Source organism: uncultured Kriegella sp., from assembly GCF_963975415.1.
Lineage (GTDB): Bacteria > Bacteroidota > Bacteroidia > Flavobacteriales > Flavobacteriaceae > Kriegella.
In genome coordinates this window covers 15,828-35,499 of sequence record NZ_CAXBGN010000014.1, presented here as the reverse complement: position 1 = coordinate 35,499, position 19,672 = coordinate 15,828, and the positions used below count along the sequence as shown (strand labels likewise).

Annotated in this window: 20 protein-coding genes and 1 pseudogene; 5 read left to right on the top strand and 16 right to left on the bottom strand. The window is 34.8% G+C overall.

Annotation, left to right across the window (positions count from 1 at the left end):
* Positions 1-5: 5 nt before the first annotated feature.
* From AACZ88_RS21200 to AACZ88_RS21185, 4 genes are all read left to right on the top strand, one after another.
* Positions 6-2,204 carry a peptidase domain-containing ABC transporter gene (locus AACZ88_RS21200; RefSeq protein ID WP_094998132.1) on the top strand — a complete coding sequence of 733 codons (2,199 nt, stop codon included), beginning with the start codon at positions 6-8 and terminating at the stop codon, positions 2,202-2,204.
* A 5-nt stretch (positions 2,205-2,209) separates the two neighbouring features.
* On the top strand, positions 2,210-2,542 hold the full coding sequence (locus tag AACZ88_RS21195; protein WP_158657180.1) for a hypothetical protein: 333 nt from the start codon (positions 2,210-2,212) through the stop codon (positions 2,540-2,542).
* 9 nt (positions 2,543-2,551) lie between these two features.
* Positions 2,552-4,918, top strand: coding sequence for a TonB-dependent receptor (locus tag AACZ88_RS21190; RefSeq protein WP_094998134.1), 2,367 nt, complete (start codon positions 2,552-2,554; stop codon positions 4,916-4,918).
* A 118-nt stretch (positions 4,919-5,036) separates the two neighbouring features.
* The gene (locus AACZ88_RS21185) at positions 5,037-5,240 is read left to right on the top strand and encodes a hypothetical protein (protein ID WP_094998135.1); all 204 of its coding nucleotides are present in this window, start codon (positions 5,037-5,039) and stop codon (positions 5,238-5,240) included.
* Between the two features lie 168 nt (positions 5,241-5,408).
* On the opposite strand, the gene AACZ88_RS21180 is transcribed toward AACZ88_RS21185, so the two are convergent.
* From AACZ88_RS21180 to ssb, 15 genes and pseudogenes are all read right to left on the bottom strand, one after another.
* A complete protein-coding gene (locus AACZ88_RS21180; protein WP_339714949.1) occupies positions 5,409-5,831 on the bottom strand; it encodes a hypothetical protein in 423 nt (140 codons plus the stop codon).
* Between the two features lie 15 nt (positions 5,832-5,846).
* Entirely contained in the window at positions 5,847-6,338 is a 492-nt protein-coding gene (locus AACZ88_RS21175) for an SRPBCC domain-containing protein (protein WP_339714946.1), read from the bottom strand.
* Between the two features lie 87 nt (positions 6,339-6,425).
* On the bottom strand, positions 6,426-7,544 hold the full coding sequence (locus AACZ88_RS21170) for a hypothetical protein (protein ID WP_339714943.1): 1,119 nt from the start codon (positions 7,542-7,544) through the stop codon (positions 6,426-6,428).
* Between the two features lie 62 nt (positions 7,545-7,606).
* A complete protein-coding gene (locus AACZ88_RS21165; RefSeq protein WP_339714940.1) occupies positions 7,607-8,290 on the bottom strand; it encodes an ABC transporter ATP-binding protein in 684 nt (227 codons plus the stop codon).
* Positions 8,291-8,313: 23 nt separating this feature from the next.
* Positions 8,314-9,525: an FtsX-like permease family protein gene (locus tag AACZ88_RS21160; protein ID WP_094998140.1), complete on the bottom strand. Its 1,212-nt coding sequence runs from the start codon at positions 9,523-9,525 to the stop codon at positions 8,314-8,316.
* Positions 9,526-9,542: 17 nt separating this feature from the next.
* A complete protein-coding gene (locus AACZ88_RS21155) occupies positions 9,543-10,754 on the bottom strand; it encodes an FtsX-like permease family protein (RefSeq protein WP_225604090.1) in 1,212 nt (403 codons plus the stop codon).
* A 17-nt stretch (positions 10,755-10,771) separates the two neighbouring features.
* Positions 10,772-11,512 (bottom strand): outer membrane lipoprotein-sorting protein, encoded by a 741-nt coding sequence (locus AACZ88_RS21150; protein WP_225604091.1) that lies wholly within the window; start codon positions 11,510-11,512, stop codon positions 10,772-10,774.
* 2 nt (positions 11,513-11,514) lie between these two features.
* The gene (locus AACZ88_RS21145) at positions 11,515-12,111 is read right to left on the bottom strand and encodes a TetR/AcrR family transcriptional regulator (protein ID WP_339714933.1); all 597 of its coding nucleotides are present in this window, start codon (positions 12,109-12,111) and stop codon (positions 11,515-11,517) included.
* 149 nt (positions 12,112-12,260) lie between these two features.
* A pseudogene (locus AACZ88_RS21140) lies at positions 12,261-12,479 on the bottom strand (tyrosine-type recombinase/integrase); the annotation flags it as partial.
* The gene (locus AACZ88_RS21135) at positions 12,418-13,755 is read right to left on the bottom strand and encodes a type IV secretion system DNA-binding domain-containing protein (RefSeq protein WP_339714931.1); all 1,338 of its coding nucleotides are present in this window, start codon (positions 13,753-13,755) and stop codon (positions 12,418-12,420) included. The gene AACZ88_RS21135 and the pseudogene AACZ88_RS21140, both read right to left, overlap by 62 nt.
* The gene (gene mobB, locus AACZ88_RS21130) at positions 13,752-14,786 is read right to left on the bottom strand and encodes a MobB family relaxase (RefSeq protein ID WP_094999274.1); all 1,035 of its coding nucleotides are present in this window, start codon (positions 14,784-14,786) and stop codon (positions 13,752-13,754) included. Before mobB ends, AACZ88_RS21135 begins: the two co-directional genes overlap by 4 nt.
* A gap of 1 nt (position 14,787) precedes the next feature.
* The gene (locus AACZ88_RS21125) at positions 14,788-15,324 is read right to left on the bottom strand and encodes a BfmA/BtgA family mobilization protein (protein WP_094998145.1); all 537 of its coding nucleotides are present in this window, start codon (positions 15,322-15,324) and stop codon (positions 14,788-14,790) included.
* Positions 15,325-15,830: 506 nt separating this feature from the next.
* Positions 15,831-16,028, bottom strand: coding sequence for a hypothetical protein (locus tag AACZ88_RS21120; protein WP_225604094.1), 198 nt, complete (start codon positions 16,026-16,028; stop codon positions 15,831-15,833).
* 124 nt (positions 16,029-16,152) lie between these two features.
* On the bottom strand, positions 16,153-16,602 hold the full coding sequence (locus AACZ88_RS21115) for a JAB domain-containing protein (protein WP_225604095.1): 450 nt from the start codon (positions 16,600-16,602) through the stop codon (positions 16,153-16,155).
* Between the two features lie 70 nt (positions 16,603-16,672).
* Positions 16,673-17,008: a single-stranded DNA-binding protein gene (gene ssb / locus AACZ88_RS21110; protein ID WP_225604096.1), complete on the bottom strand. Its 336-nt coding sequence runs from the start codon at positions 17,006-17,008 to the stop codon at positions 16,673-16,675.
* 86 nt (positions 17,009-17,094) lie between these two features.
* Here ssb and AACZ88_RS21105 point away from each other — a divergent pair, with 86 nt between their 5' ends.
* Complete coding sequence (locus tag AACZ88_RS21105) at positions 17,095-17,295, top strand: hypothetical protein (RefSeq protein ID WP_225604097.1); 201 nt, start codon at positions 17,095-17,097, stop codon at positions 17,293-17,295.
* 581 nt (positions 17,296-17,876) lie between these two features.
* Here the strand turns inward: AACZ88_RS21105 and AACZ88_RS21100 are convergent.
* Positions 17,877-19,670 carry an ATP-dependent helicase gene (locus AACZ88_RS21100; protein ID WP_225604098.1) on the bottom strand — a complete coding sequence of 598 codons (1,794 nt, stop codon included), beginning with the start codon at positions 19,668-19,670 and terminating at the stop codon, positions 17,877-17,879.
* Positions 19,671-19,672: the final 2 nt, after the last annotated feature.

The window sequence follows — 19,672 nt, the reverse complement described above, 5'->3', positions numbered from 1 at the left end:
TAATAATGTTCAGAAAAAAAGACCAGCATATCGAATTAATCCGTCAACATGATTTAATGGATTGTGGGCCAGCTTCATTAAGTATGGTGACTAGCTATTTTGGAAATAAATTCTCACTTCACAATCTTAGAGAATTTTGTCAAATAGGTAAGGATGGTGTTTCTATGCTAGGAATTATTCATGCAGCAAAAAAAATTGGATTTAAGACTCAATCTGTTAAATTGGATTTAAGACAGCTCGTAAATAATTTTAATTCGCCATGCATACTATATTGGAACAAAAACCATTTTTTGGTTTTAGAGGCAATCTCTTTCACAGGTGAAAATAGGACTTTTAAGATTGCAGATCCAGCTCATGGAAAAGTTACTTTGGATGAAGAACAATTTAAACAATCATGGCTGAAAGGGGAAGAAAAAGGAATTGCTCTATTTCTCGATCCTACTGACAAGTTTTATTCTTTAAAGGACCAAAACGATTTCAAAGAACGGATAAATCACATATTAAGATTATTTCTTCCATACAAGAAAAAGATTTTCTTGTTGATGTTTTTTGTATTAATAGGCAGCCTTTTAAGTATAGCTCTCCCTTTTTTGACGGAAGCTTTGATAGATAAAGGAGTAAGCAAGAAGGATTTAAACTTTATTACCTTAATTCTCTTGGCTCAACTGTTTGTTTTTCTTGGAATAATGGGAATCAATATTCTGAGGAATTGGTACACTCTAGTCATTGGGGCAAACTTTAGCATTGATGTTATTTATTCGTATTTGGATAAGATTCTAAAACTTCCCATCAGTTTCTTTGATACTAAAAATTCAGGTGATTTTAATCAAAGAATACAGGACAATGTAAAAGTTGAAGAGTTTTTTACTTCGGACAGCATATTAACTGTTTTTTCGATTTTAACGTTAATTATTTATTCCATTATTCTATTCTACTATGACATTTACCTGTTTGTAATATACTTAGGACTTACTTCCTTATCTGTAGTATGGTCATTCTTTTGGTTAAGAAGAAGAAAAACTTTGGATTATCAATTATTTAGGGCAAAATCAGAAAACCAGGAAGCGGTTTATGAGTTTTATAATGGTATCAAGGAGATGAAACTTAACCAATATGAGGATTATAAGAAAAATGAATGGATTGACCTTCAAAACAATTTATTGAAAATTAATATTAAATCACTTAAGATTGATCAATTCCAATCTATTGGATTTACATTTTTTAATCAACTCAAAAATATTTTGGTCACGTTCTTGGCGGCTAATTATGTTGTAAAAGATACAATGACATTGGGGGCTTTATTGAGTGTTTCTTTTATAATTGGTCAAATGAATTCCCCAATACACCAACTATTGAACTTTATAAAATCTCAACAAGATGCTTTTTTAAGTTTTAATAGACTGAGCGAAGTATATACTCAAAAAAATGAGGAAAAAGAGTCAGATAAGAAACTTAATCCGGAAATAGTTCCAGTTGATATTAAAATACAAAATGTCAATTTCAAATACAATATACTTTCTCATAAATATATCCTTCAGGATATCAATTTGATGATCCCAAAAGGGAAGGTTACAGCAATTGTAGGCCATAGTGGAAGTGGAAAAACAACTTTAATGAAGTTGTTATTGAACTTTTTTCCTCCATTATCTGGAAAGATTTTATATGGCTTGGATGAAATAAGTGAAATATCGGCGAAGAGTATCAGAGAGAATTCGGGAATTGTGATGCAAGACGGATATATATTCAATGATACTATTGAAAGAAATATTGCTATGAACGATACAAATGTTGACAAAATAAAAATGAATAATGTTTTAAAAGCTGTCAATCTATTTGATTTTGTCAATTCATTAGCACTTAAAGAATTCACTAAAATAGGTTCAGGGGGAAATGATCTTTCAGGAGGCCAAAAACAAAGAATATTAATTGCAAGGGCAATCTATAAAAATCCAAAGTATATTTTCTTGGACGAAGCAACTTCAGCTTTAGATGCTACTAATGAAAAAGAAGTACATAATAATTTGCAGAAGTTGTTTAGGAATAAAACGGTTGTCATAATAGCTCATCGTTTAAGTACCGTTCAAAAGGCAGACCAGATAATAGTTTTATCTGAAGGAAAAATGGTAGAACAAGGTACACATACAGAGTTAATAGATAAGAAAAATTTTTATTACACATTAGTTAAAAATCAATTAAATATATAGAAATTATGAATTTAAAAATATTAAAAATCAGTTTGTTAATGATGGTTGCTGTTAGTTGTAGCACAACGAACTCTATCGTACCATCTAAGTATGAAACGGTATCTTCTACAACCATAGATAATGATGAGTATTCTTCAATCTATCAAATACTTAAGAGCAATTTTGATGATTTTCCAGAGAAGAGTAATAGGAAAATTAATTATGAAAAACACAATGAAGATTATTCGTTTCAAATAAGATTGAAAAAAAATCACTTCAAAATGAAATATAGTAGTGATAAGGGATATAATGACAAAATAAATTCAATCAAGTCAAAGATTGAAAATATAGTGAAATAAAGAAAATTTATGAGAATTAGTATAATAATATATGTTTTGCTGAATACGGGATTATTGTATTCTCAAAATAGCATTTCTGGTAAGATTGTTGATAAATCAGAAGAGCCATTACCTTTTGCAAATATTGTCTTATATCATGCTGATACTGATAAGGTGGTAACAGGAGCCGTGAGTGATGATAAAGGGGTATATTCCTTTATGGATATTCCTAATGGAAATTATTTACTGGAGGTTTCTGTCCTAGGTTTTAAGACCCAAAAATCAGATTCCTTTACCCTTTCTGATGAAAACCAAAATGTAACATATAGTTTTACCTTAGAGGAAGAAGCTCAAGCATTAAACGAAGTTGTTGTTAAAAGTAATCGTCCGATAATTCGGCAAACAGCGGAAAAATTGATAGTTAATTTGGAGCAATCTGAAATGGTGAGTTCCAATTTACAGGATGTCATGAAGAAAGTACCGGGTATTATCGTTACCAATGGAAATATTACTTATGGCGGACAACAAGGCATAACCATTTTAATAAATGGAAAAACAACCGAGTATATGGATATTTCATCCTTATTGCGAGACCTCCCAGCGGACAATATCTCAAAGGTTGAATTGGTTCAACAACCTGGTGCTGAGTTTGATGCCGAAGGGTCAGGTCCATTAATCAATATTATCCTCAAAAAAAATGTTAGACTAGGCACTAATGGAAACCTTAAACTTTATACGGGATATGATAATCGACCTGAATATGGGGTGAGTGGCTCAATTGCAAGCTATAAGAATAAACTTAATTGGCAATTAGGTGCAGGGTATAGAAAATCAGCATGGAGAGAAGACCTTTTTATAACTAGAAGGGTAAATGGAGAAATTTATGACCAATCGACTATTTCACCATATAATCCAAAAACTTATAGATTCAATGGAGGGCTAGACTATTACATAAATGAGCATCATACCATAGGATTTGGAACAAGATTTATTAATACAGATTCCGACAGGATAGCATCTAACAGTACCCAAATTATTGAAACGGGTTCATCAGAATCCTTACTCACTGAAAATAGTTTTGATCGTAATAGAAAAACTTATAATATAAACCCATACTATAAGTTTGAAGATGAAAAAAATAAGTTCATTCTAGATTTTGATTACGTTGATTACAACAATGATAATATTAACAATTTATATAAAGTCGGACAGAGTCCAATTTCATACGATGACCAACGATATTTTCAAGATGGAAAATATCAAATATTGACTTATAAAGGAGATTATAAACGTACTTTAAATCAAGATTTTAATTGGATGTTCGGAACAAAATACTCAAGGGTTTCCACGGATAGTGACTTACGTTCTTTTGTACAAAATACGAATGGGGATTTCACTTTGGATGCTGACCAAAGTAACCGTTTTTTGGTAGATGAAGACATCTTGGCCATATACTTAAAAATGGTGAAAAAGTGGGAAAATTGGTCATTTTCTGGTGGGTTACGTTGGGAAAACAGTAATACAAAGGGAACTTCCACCAATACAAATGAAGTAAGGAGCAGGAGAATTTCGAAATTATTTCCAAGTGCTAGCATCGATAGAAAAATTAATGACAAATTTGGAGCTAATCTATCTTATAGCTATCGAATTTTAAGGCCTTCTTATAATTCCCTAAATGCATTTGTCTATTATTACGACCCTTATACTTTTGAGCAAGGAAATCCAAACTTAAAACCTGAATTCACCAATAGTTTTCAATTTAATCTTACTTATGATAATCAACCCTTTTTTAGCATAGGATACAAGAATACAGACGACGCCTTATTCGAAATTATATCTCAAGATGATGCCACGGCCCAAACCTCCAGGTCGGTAATCAATCTTGCCAAGAGGGAAAATTGGAGCTTTAGGGGTTTTGCACCTGTAAGTTTTCTTGATGGTTTGGATGGCTATACCGGAATTATAGTAAATTATAATAAATACGAATCAGAAAATTTGACCCCAAAACTCGATTTGGATAAATGGAGTTTGACATGGTACACAAACCTGGAGTATCAACTTCCCTGGGATATGAATTCAGAATTGACGGGATACTATACCACCGGCGGACTTCAGGGGCAAATAGAACACGATTGGTTGGCCGGACTTAGTTTTGCCATAAGCAAAAAGTTTATGGATGATAAATTCAAAATCAATTTGGGTATTGAGGAGATTTTGAATCGCAAATTCTATGGCAATATTATTTATGATAATATTGATGCCGATATTATAAGCGATTGGTCCCGTCAAAATGTCTATTTTCAATTGACATACAATTTTGGGTCGAATTTTAATAAGGAAAAGGATAAAAGAAACCCTTCTGAAGAAGAGCAGGGCAGAATAAAGGATAATAATTGAATTTAAAATTTACTAACCTATTTTTAGATAAAGCTCTGGGTGTATGAACAATAATATGATAAGAAAGAAATTTTAAGGTATTCTATTTTTAATAATCTGTATTTCTGCAAAAGCACAATTGGATACAATTTCTTTGGTATTTGGAAAGAAGCTAGCATTAAAATCAGAAATACTAAATGAAGAAATAGAAACTTGGTTAAGATTTCCAACTGATTTTGAAAAACATAAAGGCAGTTTATCAATCCTTGTTCTTTTGGATGGAGATGAATATTTTAAAATAGCTTCAGACGTCATAGAATTATATGAATGCACAATCTTCTAAGTCGAAGTTCCAATTTTTAGAACCAATTATCACATCTAGTAAAGGCTTTAATTTCCTAACTTCGTTTTGTGAATTTACTGATGTACGAAAAATTGATATTTCTTTTTTTGAAGTTTCTTTTATTAAATCTGCCATTTAATTTTAAGCGAATTTTACACCCCGTTTTAATTATACTCTTATATTTTTAAACTTCCATTTTTTTAAACCTCCAAATAAAAACAGTAACCCTATGCCTAAAGCAACAATAGAATAAATTGTTTCTAAACTGGATACAGCCTTTTGTTGAGGAATACCAAACAATAATTCTCCAGCACCGCGAATTATATACACTCCTGAAATTATAAATATTCCATATTTTAAATTTGGGAGTTTTTTAATTTTTCCATCTGCGGAAAGTCCATAAAGTCCAAAAATGAAAAAGACAATAGCAACAAAAATCGTCAATAGGTAAGGTAATGAGAAATGTATTTGAGAAAGCTTAACCATTTCTTCTCCTATCCCTGTTATCTCAAATATTTTTTCTGCCCAAAATAGACCGATAATGTGAGCAAATGCTATTATTATATTTATATATCCACCAAGTCTTAACATAACAATTCTACTTTACTACTGTTCTACTAATTCTTTAAGTTCTCTATTCATTTTTTTAAAAATTTCTAGTTCTTTAAAAATCTTTTTTCTAAACAGAGAGGCAATAATGCCTTTTAATTCCCATTTTTGAATAAAAACAACATTCTGTTCGTCTACCTCTTCAATTATAAAACTATGTGTTGCCTTAAAAAACCAATTCAGCATAACAACTTGAGTAGCAGAAAATGATTTAAAATCATTTTTACTAACTGCCTTAGCTTTAAAATTTGAACTTTTGCCATTTGGTTGTGTAATTGTTACTTTGAATTTATTCCCCACAATTAAGTTATTGTTACTTTCCATTTTTAAAACAGAATTCCAACTAGGATAATTTTCAAAATTTGTTATCACCTCCCAGACTTTTTCTTTTGAAGCTTTTACAGCTATTTCAATTTTATATTCTTTCATTTTTTGAGCATTAACATTAATAAAGAAGGCACTAGCAAATAGGACTAATAAAACTTTCATAATAAACAGTTTGTAATTTGGTTTAACTTTATCTAATTTTTGATTTACTTCTTTTTAAGAAACATCCTTACACTATCGTTTTATTACTTAAAAACTATATTTAAACCTTAAATAAATACTATTTCCAAGGTTAGAAAAATTATCTTTTTGCTTACCATAAAAAAGTTGCCCAGTAACATCAAAATCCCAATTTTGGGATATACTATAAGTAAACTGTGGCATAAAAAAAATCATATCAATATCAGCAGCATATATAGAAGTTATTGAGCCGACTATTGCTGGTGTAAATGTTTTAGAAGCTTGACCAAAAAAGGACCATTTATTAGGCATTAGGTGTTTTACGTCAATAGATTCACTATATAATTGAGAAGCATCGTAAGCATCTGTGTTACTTATACCATCACTATTATATAATGTAGAAACATTTAAGGAAATATCATTTTTGAAATAATAATCAAACGAAATGGAACCTACAAAAGCATTGTCTTCGTTGGAATTGCCATACGGCATAAAATAACTTAATTCTCCTTTGAACCCCATATCTTTTATAACACCTTCCCAGCCTAACCCCAAGGTGTAATTTTCTAAATATTTGGTGACTATCATTTGAAAATCATATTGAAATTTGTTGAAATTATACTTTATAGCTACAGTATTATCTTTCCATTGATCTGTATAATTAATGGCAAATTCGAAACTAGAATTTCCTGAAGTAAAATATTTTGCTCTTAAGGCATCTGTCCCTGGTCGCTCTTCATAATCAAAATCAAAAAAGCTGTAAGCATTAAAAAGGTCATTAGGATTCCAAACTAAATTCTTACCCCAATTTATACGTTGACGACCTAAAACCAACTGCCATTTACTTGAATGATAATCTACATACAACCGGTCAATATTTGAAAGCAAAATAAGTGCTGGTTGATTTATTAATAAAGCAGTCATATCAATATCTTGGTTTGAATTTTCAACCATTGACGCATAGTTTGGAATTGATTTAACTGAAGTACCCCAAAATATCCTGTTACGTAATTCGATTGCTAGTGTAAGATTATCGTTGGCATACATCTTAAAGTTTAATCTATTATGAATTAGGTTGTCATTTCCTATACTATCCAAGGAAGTAAAACTAGAAGTGTTTAAATACTTTACATAACCCGAAAAGTCTACATGTTCAGAAACCCAATTTTGCTTTTCCTGTGCCGTCATATTGATTATTGATGCAATAACCAAAATATAGAATACTATGTGCTTTGTTAACTTCAACTTAATTACTTGGTATCCTTAATTATTTTACCATCTTCCAATGTTACTATACGATGTGCCCTATCAATAACGCGTTGATCATGCGTTGAAAAAACAAATGTTATTCCTTCTTTTTCATTGAGTTGCTCCATAATGTCAAGAAGATCTGATGTGGATTTTGAATCTAGATTAGCAGTAGGTTCGTCAGCTAATACAAATTTAGGTTTAGAAGCCAATGCTCTGGCCACTGCAATGCGCTGTTGTTGACCACCACTCATTTCATTGGGGCGTTTTGATGCTTGACTATCCAAACCAACCGATTTTAACAGGGCTTCAACTCTATTATCAATTTCTTCTTTCGATTTATGCTGCAAAAGCATAATGAAACCTACATTTTCCTTAGCGTTAAGGACTGGGATTAAATTATAAGCCTGAAACACAAAACCAATATTTTGTAATCTGAAATTGATAAGTTCGTTTTCCTTCATTCCAATGATATCTGTTTTATCGACAAGCACTTCTCCTGAATTAGGCTTGTCAAGGCCACCAATAATATTGAGCATGGTACTTTTTCCGGACCCCGAAGGACCAACAATAGCAGTGAACTCTCCCTTTTCTACAGCCAAGGATACTCCGTTAAGAGCCCTTACTTCATTGCCTTTACCCTCATTATAAACTTTTGTTAGGTTTTCTGTTTTTATAACATTCATTTTTGTTGAGTTTTAAATTTTTATCAAATAGCTTTCACGGCTTCTGCTGGATTTAATTTTAAAGCTCTTCTTGCTGGTATAATGGCTGCAATCAAAGCTACAGAAAGTGTCATTAGTGTAATATCTACATACATGGCAAATGGCAGTTTGGTAAATACTCTTGCACCCATACCTAAACTTTCCAGTCCTTTGGCCACAGCCGATAAATTGATGCCATTCCTACCAAAATATTCAATCGTCCATATTGACAACAATACACCTAGAAGCGCCGCTATAAAAGCCAAGAAAAGTGTTTCCAAAATAATCATGGTAAAGACTTTTCGTTTATCCATACCAACAGATAGCAACATCCCTATTTCTCGTTTTCGTTCCAGAACCGCCATGAGCATAGTATTAACAATGCCAAAAGCCAAGGCTAATAAGATAATCCCCATAAAAATGTAAATAAAGTTGCTCATGGCTTCTTGGGCATAGCCCAATTCTGGTGAAAGTTGATCCCAACTTTCAACGGAATTGTTTGTTTTGATTTGGTTCTCTACAGTTTCAGTTTCAGTAATGTTATCACACAAGATGGCTATTTCATGGTATTTGCCACTTAAACTAACTAGTGGAGCTAAATCATCATACTTCACAAATACATTTTCCTCATCAAACGAACTGTTTATGGTTTTAAAAATTCCTTCAACCCTAAAACCAGTTGAAACGGTATTATTATTGGAATCTTGAAAGTTGAGTACCACCTTGGAATTGACTTTAACACCTAATTTATTGGCTAGTTTTTCCCCAATGATAATTGGATTTCTTTTTAGTTTGTACAAATAGGTTCCTTGCACCAGTTTTTCTGAAATATCTGTGACATTTTTTTCTTTATCAGGGAATATTCCCATAATCTTCACACCATAATTACCATGAGCTGTAGATGCCATTCCTTGTAATACCAACCGTTTCGTATAAGCCGTTACATGACTCATGGTGTCTATTTCTTTTAAAAGAGTATTACTTCCTATGATAGTATCTTTTTTATCAAAATTTTCCTGAAAACCAGCATTGTGAATTTGGATGTGGGACAAATTTGTATTTATAAAACTACTCAAACGCTGATCGTTCATACCGGAGACCATGGCCATGATAAACAACCCAGACCAGATGCCTAAAACTACCGAAGCAATGACAATACTGCTTCGTAGTTTATTACGCCAAACGTTTCTCCAAGCAATCATTAATAATGTTTTCATTTTGTTACTTTAAAAAGTTAACCTCTCATAGCATGCAGAGGATTCAGTTTTTTAATAATTAAGATAGGATATAGAGATACCAACAAGGCTATTATGAAAATTAGTGAAGCATGCACCAAGGGCAGGTCAGGTTGTATGTAAAATGGAATTTCTGCATTAAACCCGAAGTTCTCCATCATTTCGGCTTGTGTACCAGGTAGTACCAAAGGGTCGTAGTGTTTCCACAACATGATTGGATACGCAAGAAGAACACCCATAATTACTCCCAACAATGATAGTATAATGGTTTCTATAAACACCATAAACATTAACTTGCCTTTTTTCATCCCAATAGAGACGAGCACACCAAATTCATATTTTCTTTCTTGTGTCATCATTAGTACGGTGCCAAAAATTCCAAAGATGAGAATCATGTACAGGATAGCTATCATCAACAATCCACCAACACTATCTGCTAAAATGGTTTGTTGCAATTCAGGCATCATTTGTTGCCAGTTCATTACTTCATAGTTACTGTCCAACTTGCTTGAGATTGCTTTTTGCAACGACTTAAGTTGGACATTGTCATTTTTATCTACCACAAGACTTGTAACAATGCCAGATGCACTAAAAAGATTTTGGGCATCTTCCAAGGACATCATAGCCGTAACTTTATTCAAGGCAGGGTTTTTCAAGTCTATAATTCCAGAAATATGAAATTTATCAGCAGCCAACATTCCATGGTATCCCTGTCCTACAAAAACCAAAGTATCATTGGTTTCTACTTTAAAATAAGAGGCTACTCCTTTTCCTATAATAATATCCTTTGGGTTTTGAGGAAGGAAACCTGTTATCAATTTTGAATTTATATCCTGTAATTTTTGTTCCTTCTTAAAATCAACCCCATTGAGACTAATTACTTTAGTAAGGTCGCCAAAGGACAATAAACCATAATTTTCCAATCTTGGTAAAATCGTTTCAACACCTTCTGTGTTTGACAATTGATTAATTAAGTTACTAGTTACAATTATTGAATTATCTATTGATCGATTATCCCAATATCCTTTATGATGTAGCTGTATATATCCTGTATAAGAACCTACCACATTGTCTATCATACCCTTATAAGTACCCAACTGCATAGAACGCATGATTAAGGAAAGGAATATTGCTATGAGTATAGAGGCTACAGTAATTAGACTCCTTTTTTTATTACGCCAAATGTTTCTCCAGGCAATTTTTAGAATCATTGTTTACTAATTAATAATTAATGGATGCGTTTCATGTAATTGGTGGTAAAGTATTCATCAGGTATATCGATACCAAACTTCCACTGACTATAACTAATTACCGTAGATTGTCCCGGTTTATCGACCGGCACAACAGTTAGTTTTGAAGGAAGTAACTTGCTATCAAATGTTTTTACGTCCGATCCTATCATTTGATTGACCAAAAACATATCTTCATCATAAAAATCTGTCTGCATCTGCATGTATTCTTTTTCATCTATCCAAATGATTATTTTTCCCCAAACAACAGCGGCATTAGGCTTTGGGGTCAACTCAATTTTCCAGCACATGTAACCTTCCTTTTCTTCTTCACCAATAATTTTTTTATCATAATCTGTCACCAATGAGGATTGTTTTACTAAATCGTCATTTGTTAAATCGGTGCCCATCCAATTCTGCAACATCATTGAAGGCGGAAACTTTACTGTTCTTTCAATTGTTGGCAGGTAATTCCAAACCTCTTTTTCTCGCATGAGGAAAACAGTACCCCTTTCTTTTGCTGGACTGGTTATTACTAAAACTGAATAATCTGAACCTTTTGACCAACCTTTCATTTTCATTTCTTTGGACCACTTTGGTCTATTGATATTGATGGTGATCTCTGAATAGGACGATTTCCCCCTAAATTTATCATCAGCATTTTTAACAATCTCATCAGCATTTTGACTAAAAGAGAAGTTAGAAACAACCATTAACAATAATAGTAACTTGTATTTCATAGCTAATTTTTTTTAGAATTTATATAATCTTTTATAATGTTTTCTTTAATCGTGTTTAAAGGATATGATTCACCGAAAATCATATATTGAATACCAATGCCATCCATTAACGCCCCTAGCTTGACAGCTTCATTTTCAGGATCATGGTGACCTATCATGGTAAAGAGCTCACCCAATTGTTTGGTAAGTTCTTCATATACGGATGAAATTGTTTTATGAACTGACGGTATAGACCCTACATGTATGGCCAAAGACACTATAAGACTCCAAAGCTCTTTCTTTTCTTCAAGCAACTTAAAATACCCCTCAACTACTGCCTTAAATATATCTTCAGGGCTTAAATTTTTTAAATCATCTTCAGACAGATTTAATTCTGATGCTTCCTTTAAGGCAAAATCAACAGCCTCATTTAATAATCGTTCTTTATTATCAAAGTAATTGTATAATAAACCTTTTGAGATTTTTAACTTATTAGCAATATCACTAACAGATGTATTGAAATATCCTTTAGTTGCAAATAATTTCAAGGCACCTTGAAGAATTTTTTCTTTTTGTGCCTTTTTGTGTTCTTTTAATTGTTTTTCGGTTCTTGGACTCATATTTAAAAATGAACGATTGGTCAAAATTAAATAAATTAATTTAAACAACTACAAAAAATCTCAACTAATTTGAAATTTTATGATTTATATACGAGAAAATTTACTTGATATAAAGAAGCATTTAATTCCTTATGATAGATAAAATGGTTTTAGGAATATTTCGTCATTTTTGAAGTTTCTTTTAGTCTGTCATTAAGCAACTTCATATCATCACTTACTTTTCGTTCAATGACTTTCGCATATATTTGAGTAGTTGCAATTTTGGTATGACCTAAAAGTTTTGAAACAGTTTCAATGGGCACTCCATTACTTAACGTTATTGTAGTTGCGAATGTATGACGAGCAATATGGAAAGTTAAATTCTTCTTGTTTCAATCTAAAGAAAGCGTCTGCCCTCCGTTTGGATACCTCTCTTTCGCCTTTGGTGATTCGACTCTCAAAACTCAACCCACTGCTTTTACTTATGCTTTTGGTCGGCGTTTTGATAATTTCAAAAAATCGTTCATAATATTTTGCAGTATCCGGGTCATTGACCTTACCAAAGAATTGATAAGATAGGTTGCTCAAAATGGCCTTACTCGCTTTTTCACCATAGAGCATATCGTTCTGGATCTTATCCTGCATTACATAAATGGTAGCAATATCATAGCTTCGAAGTGTAGCCGGAATACGGTGCATATTGAGCAACTTTATAGTAGGTGCTTCTTCCATCATCAAAAATGAGGATTTCTGCCCCCTGATGCTCATTTGTTTAATTACTGTATGAATGATTGCGGCAATAATAGGCGAATATGCGGATTCATATTTAGGGTGGTTCACTATGGAAAGTACCGCAGGATTTTTTTCATTATTGACATTAAGAGGCACTTCATCTTTTGACAGTGCCATGAACAGTTTTTGTGAACTGATTTTTTTAAAGGCATTGGCCAGAGTGCTTTTTACTCCGGCGGTCTGTTTTTCCGATTCGATACCATTTAAAAAAGCACTTGCCATACTTTGGGAAGTCAAATCCGATTTCAGGAAGGCAACCAGTTTTTTGGTGCTGAGCGATTGGAACAGAGCGATGATGTGGGGCAGGGTGCAAAATTGGGGATAGCTCGTTTTTAACTTCCATATCATTCCACCCAACAAGCCTTCCACAGCATCATTGAAAAATTTAGAAGTACTGTTTGTACTTGACTCATCTAATCCCAGAAGATTTTCAATCAAGACTTTTGAAACTTCATGCACGCTTTCCTCATTAGGTAAATATCTCGGTGCTATGGGATTCACCCGATAGTGGATCTGGTCAAAAGCAATGGTGTAGAATTTCACCCCATTCTCCTTAAATAAAGGATAGGCTATTTCCGTCAATTCAAAATCTTTATAGTCATGAAGAATACCGCAAAATTGATGTTTGCTAAAATGCTGCAATAAATTATAGATAACGCTTTCTGTTTTACCACTACCTGCAGAACCTATAATAGACACACCTCTTTTGATGTTGTCTATTTTAAACTTCCCATATTTCAATTTAAAATGTACCTGATACTTTTTATCCATTGGTTTTTTCCATTCTGCAAAGAACAAACCATAGAGTACAGTTCCAGCAAACAAAATAGGTACAACGATATACAGGGCGATATGTTCCCATTGCCAGTTCATATCCCGATGGAGCCTGATTCAATAGCCTTGCCGATTCCCTTTTTCAGTTGGTTGATGGCCTTTATGGTGAGCTGGAGCTTGTTCGTAGGGATACTCAACAATGTGGTGTTCACCCCGGATTTTTGAAGTAGTTTAAAAGCTACGGCCTTTTCGTTGGTCGGTAATTTGGTTATCATAGAAAAATATAGTTTGGGGTCTTTTAAAAAGGTCTTACGGGCGGTATAGGTCTCCACATAATTGCGCCGATATTTGAACAAGGTATCAAATGTCTTTTCCGAATTTTTAAAAAAAGTGTCCCTATCAAAGCCCCGTTTTACGGACTTGCCGTGCATTTCCACTTCGGAGGCTTTGTGCTTGCTCCCCGGGGAAAGACCATGCCGGTTAGAGGCATCTCTACGGCTGACGATGATATGTACATGGCTCTGTGGTCCTGGTTTGGCCATTCCCCGAACGATACGTTTGCCGTTCAATCGGTGTGGGGCCTTTGCCTCCAGTTTTTGGATTTCTTTGTTCAGTTTACGGATATTGCCCGATTGTTGTCCGGCCTCGATGCCACGTATCTCTTTCCTTAATTCCAATATCCGTGTGGCATAGGGTTGGTTTTCCCGGATTTCCTTGTCTGTTCCCTTGAACGTGCGTTGCCGTTCTACCTTGGCATAGTATTTAATATCATCCACATTGATTGGCCTTCCGTCTATTTCCCTGTTAAAAGCTTTGGCGTACTCCTTCATGGCTTCCCGTGTATAGTTTTTGAGCGCTTCGGGGGAATCCTGTATGGCTTTCAGTTCTCTGGCACTTGGGTTCAGGGTGATGGAATAGAACTTGGGCTCGGTCTTTTTGAGCTTGGCCGTATTCCCGTCTATTTCCCTGATGACCTCTTCCGTGGATATTTCTTCCCCAAATTGATTGAAGAAGTGTTTCATTTCTTCTACGGTCTTGCCCTCGTTTTCCTTTTCCAGATAGGAAACGAAGTCTGCTGAACTTTGGGCATAGTTGCCATCAGTTTTTTGTGCCGTGATGGTAATGTACATCCTATAATTCTTTTTTGAGTTTTTCAAATTCATCCTTGCCCATATCCAGCTTAAAATGCCCTTTGCCAAATGTTCCTTTTACATAGGTCATTTGTTCCATTACATTCTGAACACGGTTTTTATACTGCCCGAGTTCTTGCCGCATTTCCACATAGCGGTTTTGGTAATGCTCCAGTTCCCTGTCCCTGCTAAAAGGTTCCGGCGTTCCGAAATCAAAGCTTTCTTCCTTTTCTTGGTCTTCCACTTGTGACATTTCCTGGAACAGGGTATTCAACATGACCTTGGTGGGCAGGGTCTGTTGCTTTTCGATGTTCTTCAGGATGGCAATCACGGCATTGATACGTTTGTTGGTACGATTATTTCGGATTCCTAGGTCATCGTTTGGAGAAAGGTCGTTCCGTTCAAAAAAGTCCATCACGATCTCTAGGGTACGGGTATGGGAATCCGACACCAGACGGGAAAATGTCCGAAAGCGCACGGCCGTTTTCTTTTTGATGCTGATGGCCGAAAAGCGATATTTTTGATAGGTATCTCCCATTTTTACTAGATAATCGAGATTTAAGTATTCGAGATTTGTCCTGTCTCCGAATTATTTTCCTTTAAATTCTTTACGGGTTCATCCCAGTGGTTTTTTACAGTAAAAAATTCCCTGTTTTCGGGCGATCTGGCCGCATTTACTGTAAAAGGCCTTGCTAATCAAATACTTGTATGTTTTTAAGATATTGATTAACAATGCTTTATGAGCAAACAAATAATTATAACACCGCTATGCGTGTTACCCTCTTGCTTCTCCAAATTTCGTCCCGCAGGGACCAAAATTTTCCGAACAACCCGATTAAAAATCGGTTGCCGATTTACGGAAACTGCGTTCCGTTCAAATTGCTTTTATAATGGGTATGGTCATCAAGGAAAGTCAAATCAAAAAGGGGTGATGACCGTTGGAAATATATTCAGTTCCAACTCTATAAAGATATGGAATTTAGGGTATTGGACATAAAAAAAGCCCATCATAATAAATGGGCTTGTTTGGTGTTATTTAACATTTTAGATTCTAAAAATATACTTGTAATTGTATAGATTTCGTATCGCTTCCTCTTCCAACAGGGTTTGGTAATTTTCAAAGTGTTCCCTGGCGTAGTTCCTTAATTGTTCCCCAAACCGCTTTTCAATGTCCTTTTTTGACATTGATAGCAACCGTTGTTGGGTTTCGTCATCGAGATTGTTATAATTTAGATGTACCATTTTTCAAAATATTATAGGTCGTACAAATCGGGATTGAAACCATCGGGGTAATCCCCCAAGTCCTGCCCATTTTCCAACCATATTTCAAATGCCGTCTTTTCCTTGTTTTCCATGATGCGGGATTTTAAACCAGTCCATTATCGGTAAAACTGTAATAGTCACCATTTGGCGTAATGATTAAATGGTCGAGTACCCGAATGTCGAAAAGCCGTGCCGCTTTCTTGATTTTTTCGGTAAGGTCAATGTCCGCTTTGGATGCCTTCAACTGCCCCGATGGATGGTTATGGGTGAGTATGATGCCAACGGACAGGGTTTTCAGTGCGATGGCGAACAATAGCCGTAAATCGACTATAGTGCCCGTAATACCACCTGTGGATAATGGATAAATACCCTTGACCTTGTTGGAGTTGTTAAGCAAGAGTACCTTAAAGGTTTCGTGCAACCCGATAGTGTCCTTGTCCCAATTTTCGTATAGCAATTTTGCCACATTCTCGGAATTATTCATTTGTGGTGATTTCGAGACGCTTATTTTTTCTCGGTACCGTATCTGTATTTCGTTAACTTTGTTTCTCATTGTTATTCTAATTAAGATTGATAATGAAAAAGAGGGTGCAGCTTTCGACGGTAACACCCTCTTTACTTTTTTACTTGTTGCCCATTAACAGGATTTCATCGGCTACCACTTCGGTAACATAGCGTTGGTTACCATCGTCCATAGTGTAGGTTCGGGTCTTTAACTTGCCCACGATACCGATTTCCTTGCCTTTTTCGGCATATTTTTCGATGATGTCGGCAACCTTGCCCCAAGCGACAACGGTGTGCCAATTGGTATCGGTCTGTTTTTCTCCCTTGCCGTTTTTGTAGTTCTCATTGGTCGCCAATGACAGACGGGCTACTTTTTTGCCGCTTTCAAGGTTCGTAATGGTCGGTTCCTGCCCAACGTTCCCGATCAGCTGTACATGATTTTTAATACTGCTCATAACTAAATATTTAAAAGATTAATAATTCCCTTTTCCATTCAATCGTGATTAAATTTTAAGGGGTGTTTGTTTGATTTCTTACGTGCATGGCACCAATGGATAAAGTGGGTTTTGTCAAGACTTTCGGGGAACAAATCAGGAGTGTCTGCGACGTAGCAATCCGCCTTTTCGGCGGATTCAAGGAAGTAGAAACCTTATTTTTCGCTGAAACCAGCTATGGTCTTGACAAGTTCCATAAGAGTATTAGCAATTCTTCCAAAGCCGTACACAAGGGAGCGTACAGATAGTTAAGCGAGTGAAGGGGATGGGGTTTGGAATAGAATTGGTTATACTGTGCCCGTTTTTCGATGCCCCGAAAAACGACAAAGGCTTTATCCATTATAAACCCCTTAAAATGTGTAAGGCAGCAGTTTGGTTTTTAGGGATTTCGAGCAAGGGCCAAAGAAGTTCTTGCCGAAAATCACGTTAGGAAAACCGAGACGGTGGCTTTCCGTTGATAAGCGGACTCCATTCTCTTTTTGGCTCGGGATTGAAACATCCCTTCCCAGTCATACGGGAAAGGGTAGTGGAATGTAAAGCCAAAAACGGGGATGGTGTTCAAGGCTTTTTTAGTGAAGCTCTTTTTCCGAAATGGAGTGGCTATTCGCACTTTTGCGGGGAGCCGTGGAACGTAGGGGAATGTGCTGAGCGGGTATTATGAAAACACTAATTTATTCATTGATGTTAATTGAGTCTTGATAGCTCTCAATTACTATTTTCCAAATAATTATATATATCCTTTTGAGGGGATGTTTTTCGATTTTACCCTAGCAGAGTATTGATTAGGTAACTTCTATAGTTATTAAACTATATTAGAATTCAAAAACTTTTAAATCTCATCGTACTGATGAACTACTTGGGATAGGACGTTTGTGGGATAATAGAGTTGATTTTGCCTATTTTTTCTTCCTGTTTCAGAAATTAAATGAAGATTCTTTCTAGCTCTTGACCCAATTACGTAGAGTAGTCTTTTTGCAGACTCAACACCATTAGCATCCATAAAATGAGGCACATAACCTTCAAGTAGGCCAAACGCTATAACCGTATCGAATTCCGCACCTTTTACACCGTGGATAGTGGAAATCGTAGTACCTTCCTTTTGTTGGAAAACTTTTTTGAAGCTGTCTATATGCTCAATGAAGTCGTTACCATCATTTTTTATTCTCTCGATGCGTTTTTTTGAACTATCAAAAAAAGAAGTGAAACTTTCAGTTAATGAGACATTTGTACTTAGGTCAATTCCTAATTCTTCCAAGAATGATACAAAAAAAGACTCTAGATAGAGTAAGCCATTAGATTCTTCGATATAAATCCCATTGCAAATTCTCAAAATAAGTTTATGATTGATTGAATCGACATTATATCCCGAATCTTCTAAGTCTCTAAGAACTTCACTTGCCCAACGCAAACGTCTCAAATACATATTTGGCGAAGCTTCGGTTAGTACAATGCGAGAAAGTTTATACCAAAAGTTATCCAAATCCCTTGAAAAAGGTGCCATCCCTGGGCCATTAAAACTATATTCTGGCAATTCTATCATTAAACTTCGTGAAATAGATGCCAAATGAATCCATTGAGGTCCAAGAATACAGATTTCATTTGGGTCAATACCAAGTTCTTCAATATTGTACCTGAGTAATCTGCTCATTTCTTTTACTAAATTATCTACGTGAACTTGATTATTAAATGATATGACACTAACATAATCTTTTTCATTTCCTGATGCCACAACACTATTTTCTATGGTCTTGTAATTGTCAAAATAGTTAACAATGGATACAGAACTACGGTAATTTTGTTCAAGTTCTAATCTTTTAAATTCGAGGCCAGAAAGTGCTTCGAGCTCTTCTTTTTTAATAGGATAACCACCAAGACCACCATAAATTGTTTGATTCGGATCACCGACAATCAATGCCCTTGTATTTCCTTGCGCCGAATTCCATATTTTGGAAATGATGTGGTACTGAATTTCTTTAGTGTCTTGGTATTCATCAACCAAAATGATTTCAAATAGTTTGGACAGCGTATTCGAAATAATAGGGTTTTCTTCAAGAAGTTTATGGGCATATAACAGAATCAGTTCATAACTAATGAAGTTATGCTCATTTAGATATGTAAAATAGCTTTGTAATGCAGCGCTAACATTATCATACTTATAACCCGAATTAGTCACTTGAACAATACCATTGATGCTTGCATAATGACCACAATCCCAACTGGAAATTCTTGGTTTTTGGTAAGCAGCACATATATCATTCAGTAAGTTTTCAGACTCATTGGCATCCATAATTCGGTATCCAAATTTGAGCTTTTCTAAAAGTGAAGAATACGGTTTGAGAATCCATTCATTGCAAAAGGAATGGATAGTACCTATCCATAATTGGTCGGTTGGAACACCTAACAATTCAATTCTTTCTTTTATTTCGTTAGCTGCACGATTGGTGTAGGTAATAGCTATGACAAACTTTTTGTGGGAATCTAATTTGGAAAGTTCATTCGCTACCTTATAGGTAAGCGTTCGTGTTTTACCACTTCCAGGACAAGCCACCAATAAAATGTTGTCATTGTCCCTTACAACGGCACTCTGCTCTTCATTTAGTTCTTTATCGGTCCAAACAAACATTT

What these genes read in the sequence shown, in the direction of transcription:
- AACZ88_RS21115 (WP_225604095.1), bottom strand. Translation starts at nt 16,602, where the DNA reads ATGAGAAACAAAGTTAACGAAATACAGATACGGTACCGAGAAAAAATA.
- AACZ88_RS21120 (WP_225604094.1), bottom strand. Translation starts at nt 16,028, where the DNA reads ATGGTACATCTAAATTATAACAATCTCGATGACGAAACCCAACAACGG.
- AACZ88_RS21160 (WP_094998140.1), bottom strand. Translation starts at nt 9,525, where the DNA reads ATGAAAACATTATTAATGATTGCTTGGAGAAACGTTTGGCGTAATAAA.
- AACZ88_RS21135 (WP_339714931.1), bottom strand. Translation starts at nt 13,755, where the DNA reads ATGAACTGGCAATGGGAACATATCGCCCTGTATATCGTTGTACCTATT.
- AACZ88_RS21170 (WP_339714943.1), bottom strand. Translation starts at nt 7,544, where the DNA reads ATGACGGCACAGGAAAAGCAAAATTGGGTTTCTGAACATGTAGACTTT.
- AACZ88_RS21200 (WP_094998132.1), top strand. Translation starts at nt 6, where the DNA reads ATGTTCAGAAAAAAAGACCAGCATATCGAATTAATCCGTCAACATGAT.
- ssb (WP_225604096.1), bottom strand. Translation starts at nt 17,008, where the DNA reads ATGAGCAGTATTAAAAATCATGTACAGCTGATCGGGAACGTTGGGCAG.
- AACZ88_RS21150 (WP_225604091.1), bottom strand. Translation starts at nt 11,512, where the DNA reads ATGAAATACAAGTTACTATTATTGTTAATGGTTGTTTCTAACTTCTCT.
- AACZ88_RS21145 (WP_339714933.1), bottom strand. Translation starts at nt 12,111, where the DNA reads ATGAGTCCAAGAACCGAAAAACAATTAAAAGAACACAAAAAGGCACAA.
- AACZ88_RS21105 (WP_225604097.1), top strand. Translation starts at nt 17,095, where the DNA reads ATGGCACCAATGGATAAAGTGGGTTTTGTCAAGACTTTCGGGGAACAA.
- AACZ88_RS21165 (WP_339714940.1), bottom strand. Translation starts at nt 8,290, where the DNA reads ATGAATGTTATAAAAACAGAAAACCTAACAAAAGTTTATAATGAGGGT.
- AACZ88_RS21155 (WP_225604090.1), bottom strand. Translation starts at nt 10,754, where the DNA reads ATGATTCTAAAAATTGCCTGGAGAAACATTTGGCGTAATAAAAAAAGG.
- AACZ88_RS21100 (WP_225604098.1), bottom strand. Translation starts at nt 19,670, where the DNA reads ATGTTTGTTTGGACCGATAAAGAACTAAATGAAGAGCAGAGTGCCGTT.
- AACZ88_RS21190 (WP_094998134.1), top strand. Translation starts at nt 2,552, where the DNA reads ATGAGAATTAGTATAATAATATATGTTTTGCTGAATACGGGATTATTG.
- AACZ88_RS21125 (WP_094998145.1), bottom strand. Translation starts at nt 15,324, where the DNA reads ATGGGAGATACCTATCAAAAATATCGCTTTTCGGCCATCAGCATCAAA.
- mobB (WP_094999274.1), bottom strand. Translation starts at nt 14,786, where the DNA reads ATGTACATTACCATCACGGCACAAAAAACTGATGGCAACTATGCCCAA.
- AACZ88_RS21175 (WP_339714946.1), bottom strand. Translation starts at nt 6,338, where the DNA reads ATGAAAGTTTTATTAGTCCTATTTGCTAGTGCCTTCTTTATTAATGTT.
- AACZ88_RS21180 (WP_339714949.1), bottom strand. Translation starts at nt 5,831, where the DNA reads ATGTTAAGACTTGGTGGATATATAAATATAATAATAGCATTTGCTCAC.
- AACZ88_RS21195 (WP_158657180.1), top strand. Translation starts at nt 2,210, where the DNA reads ATGAATTTAAAAATATTAAAAATCAGTTTGTTAATGATGGTTGCTGTT.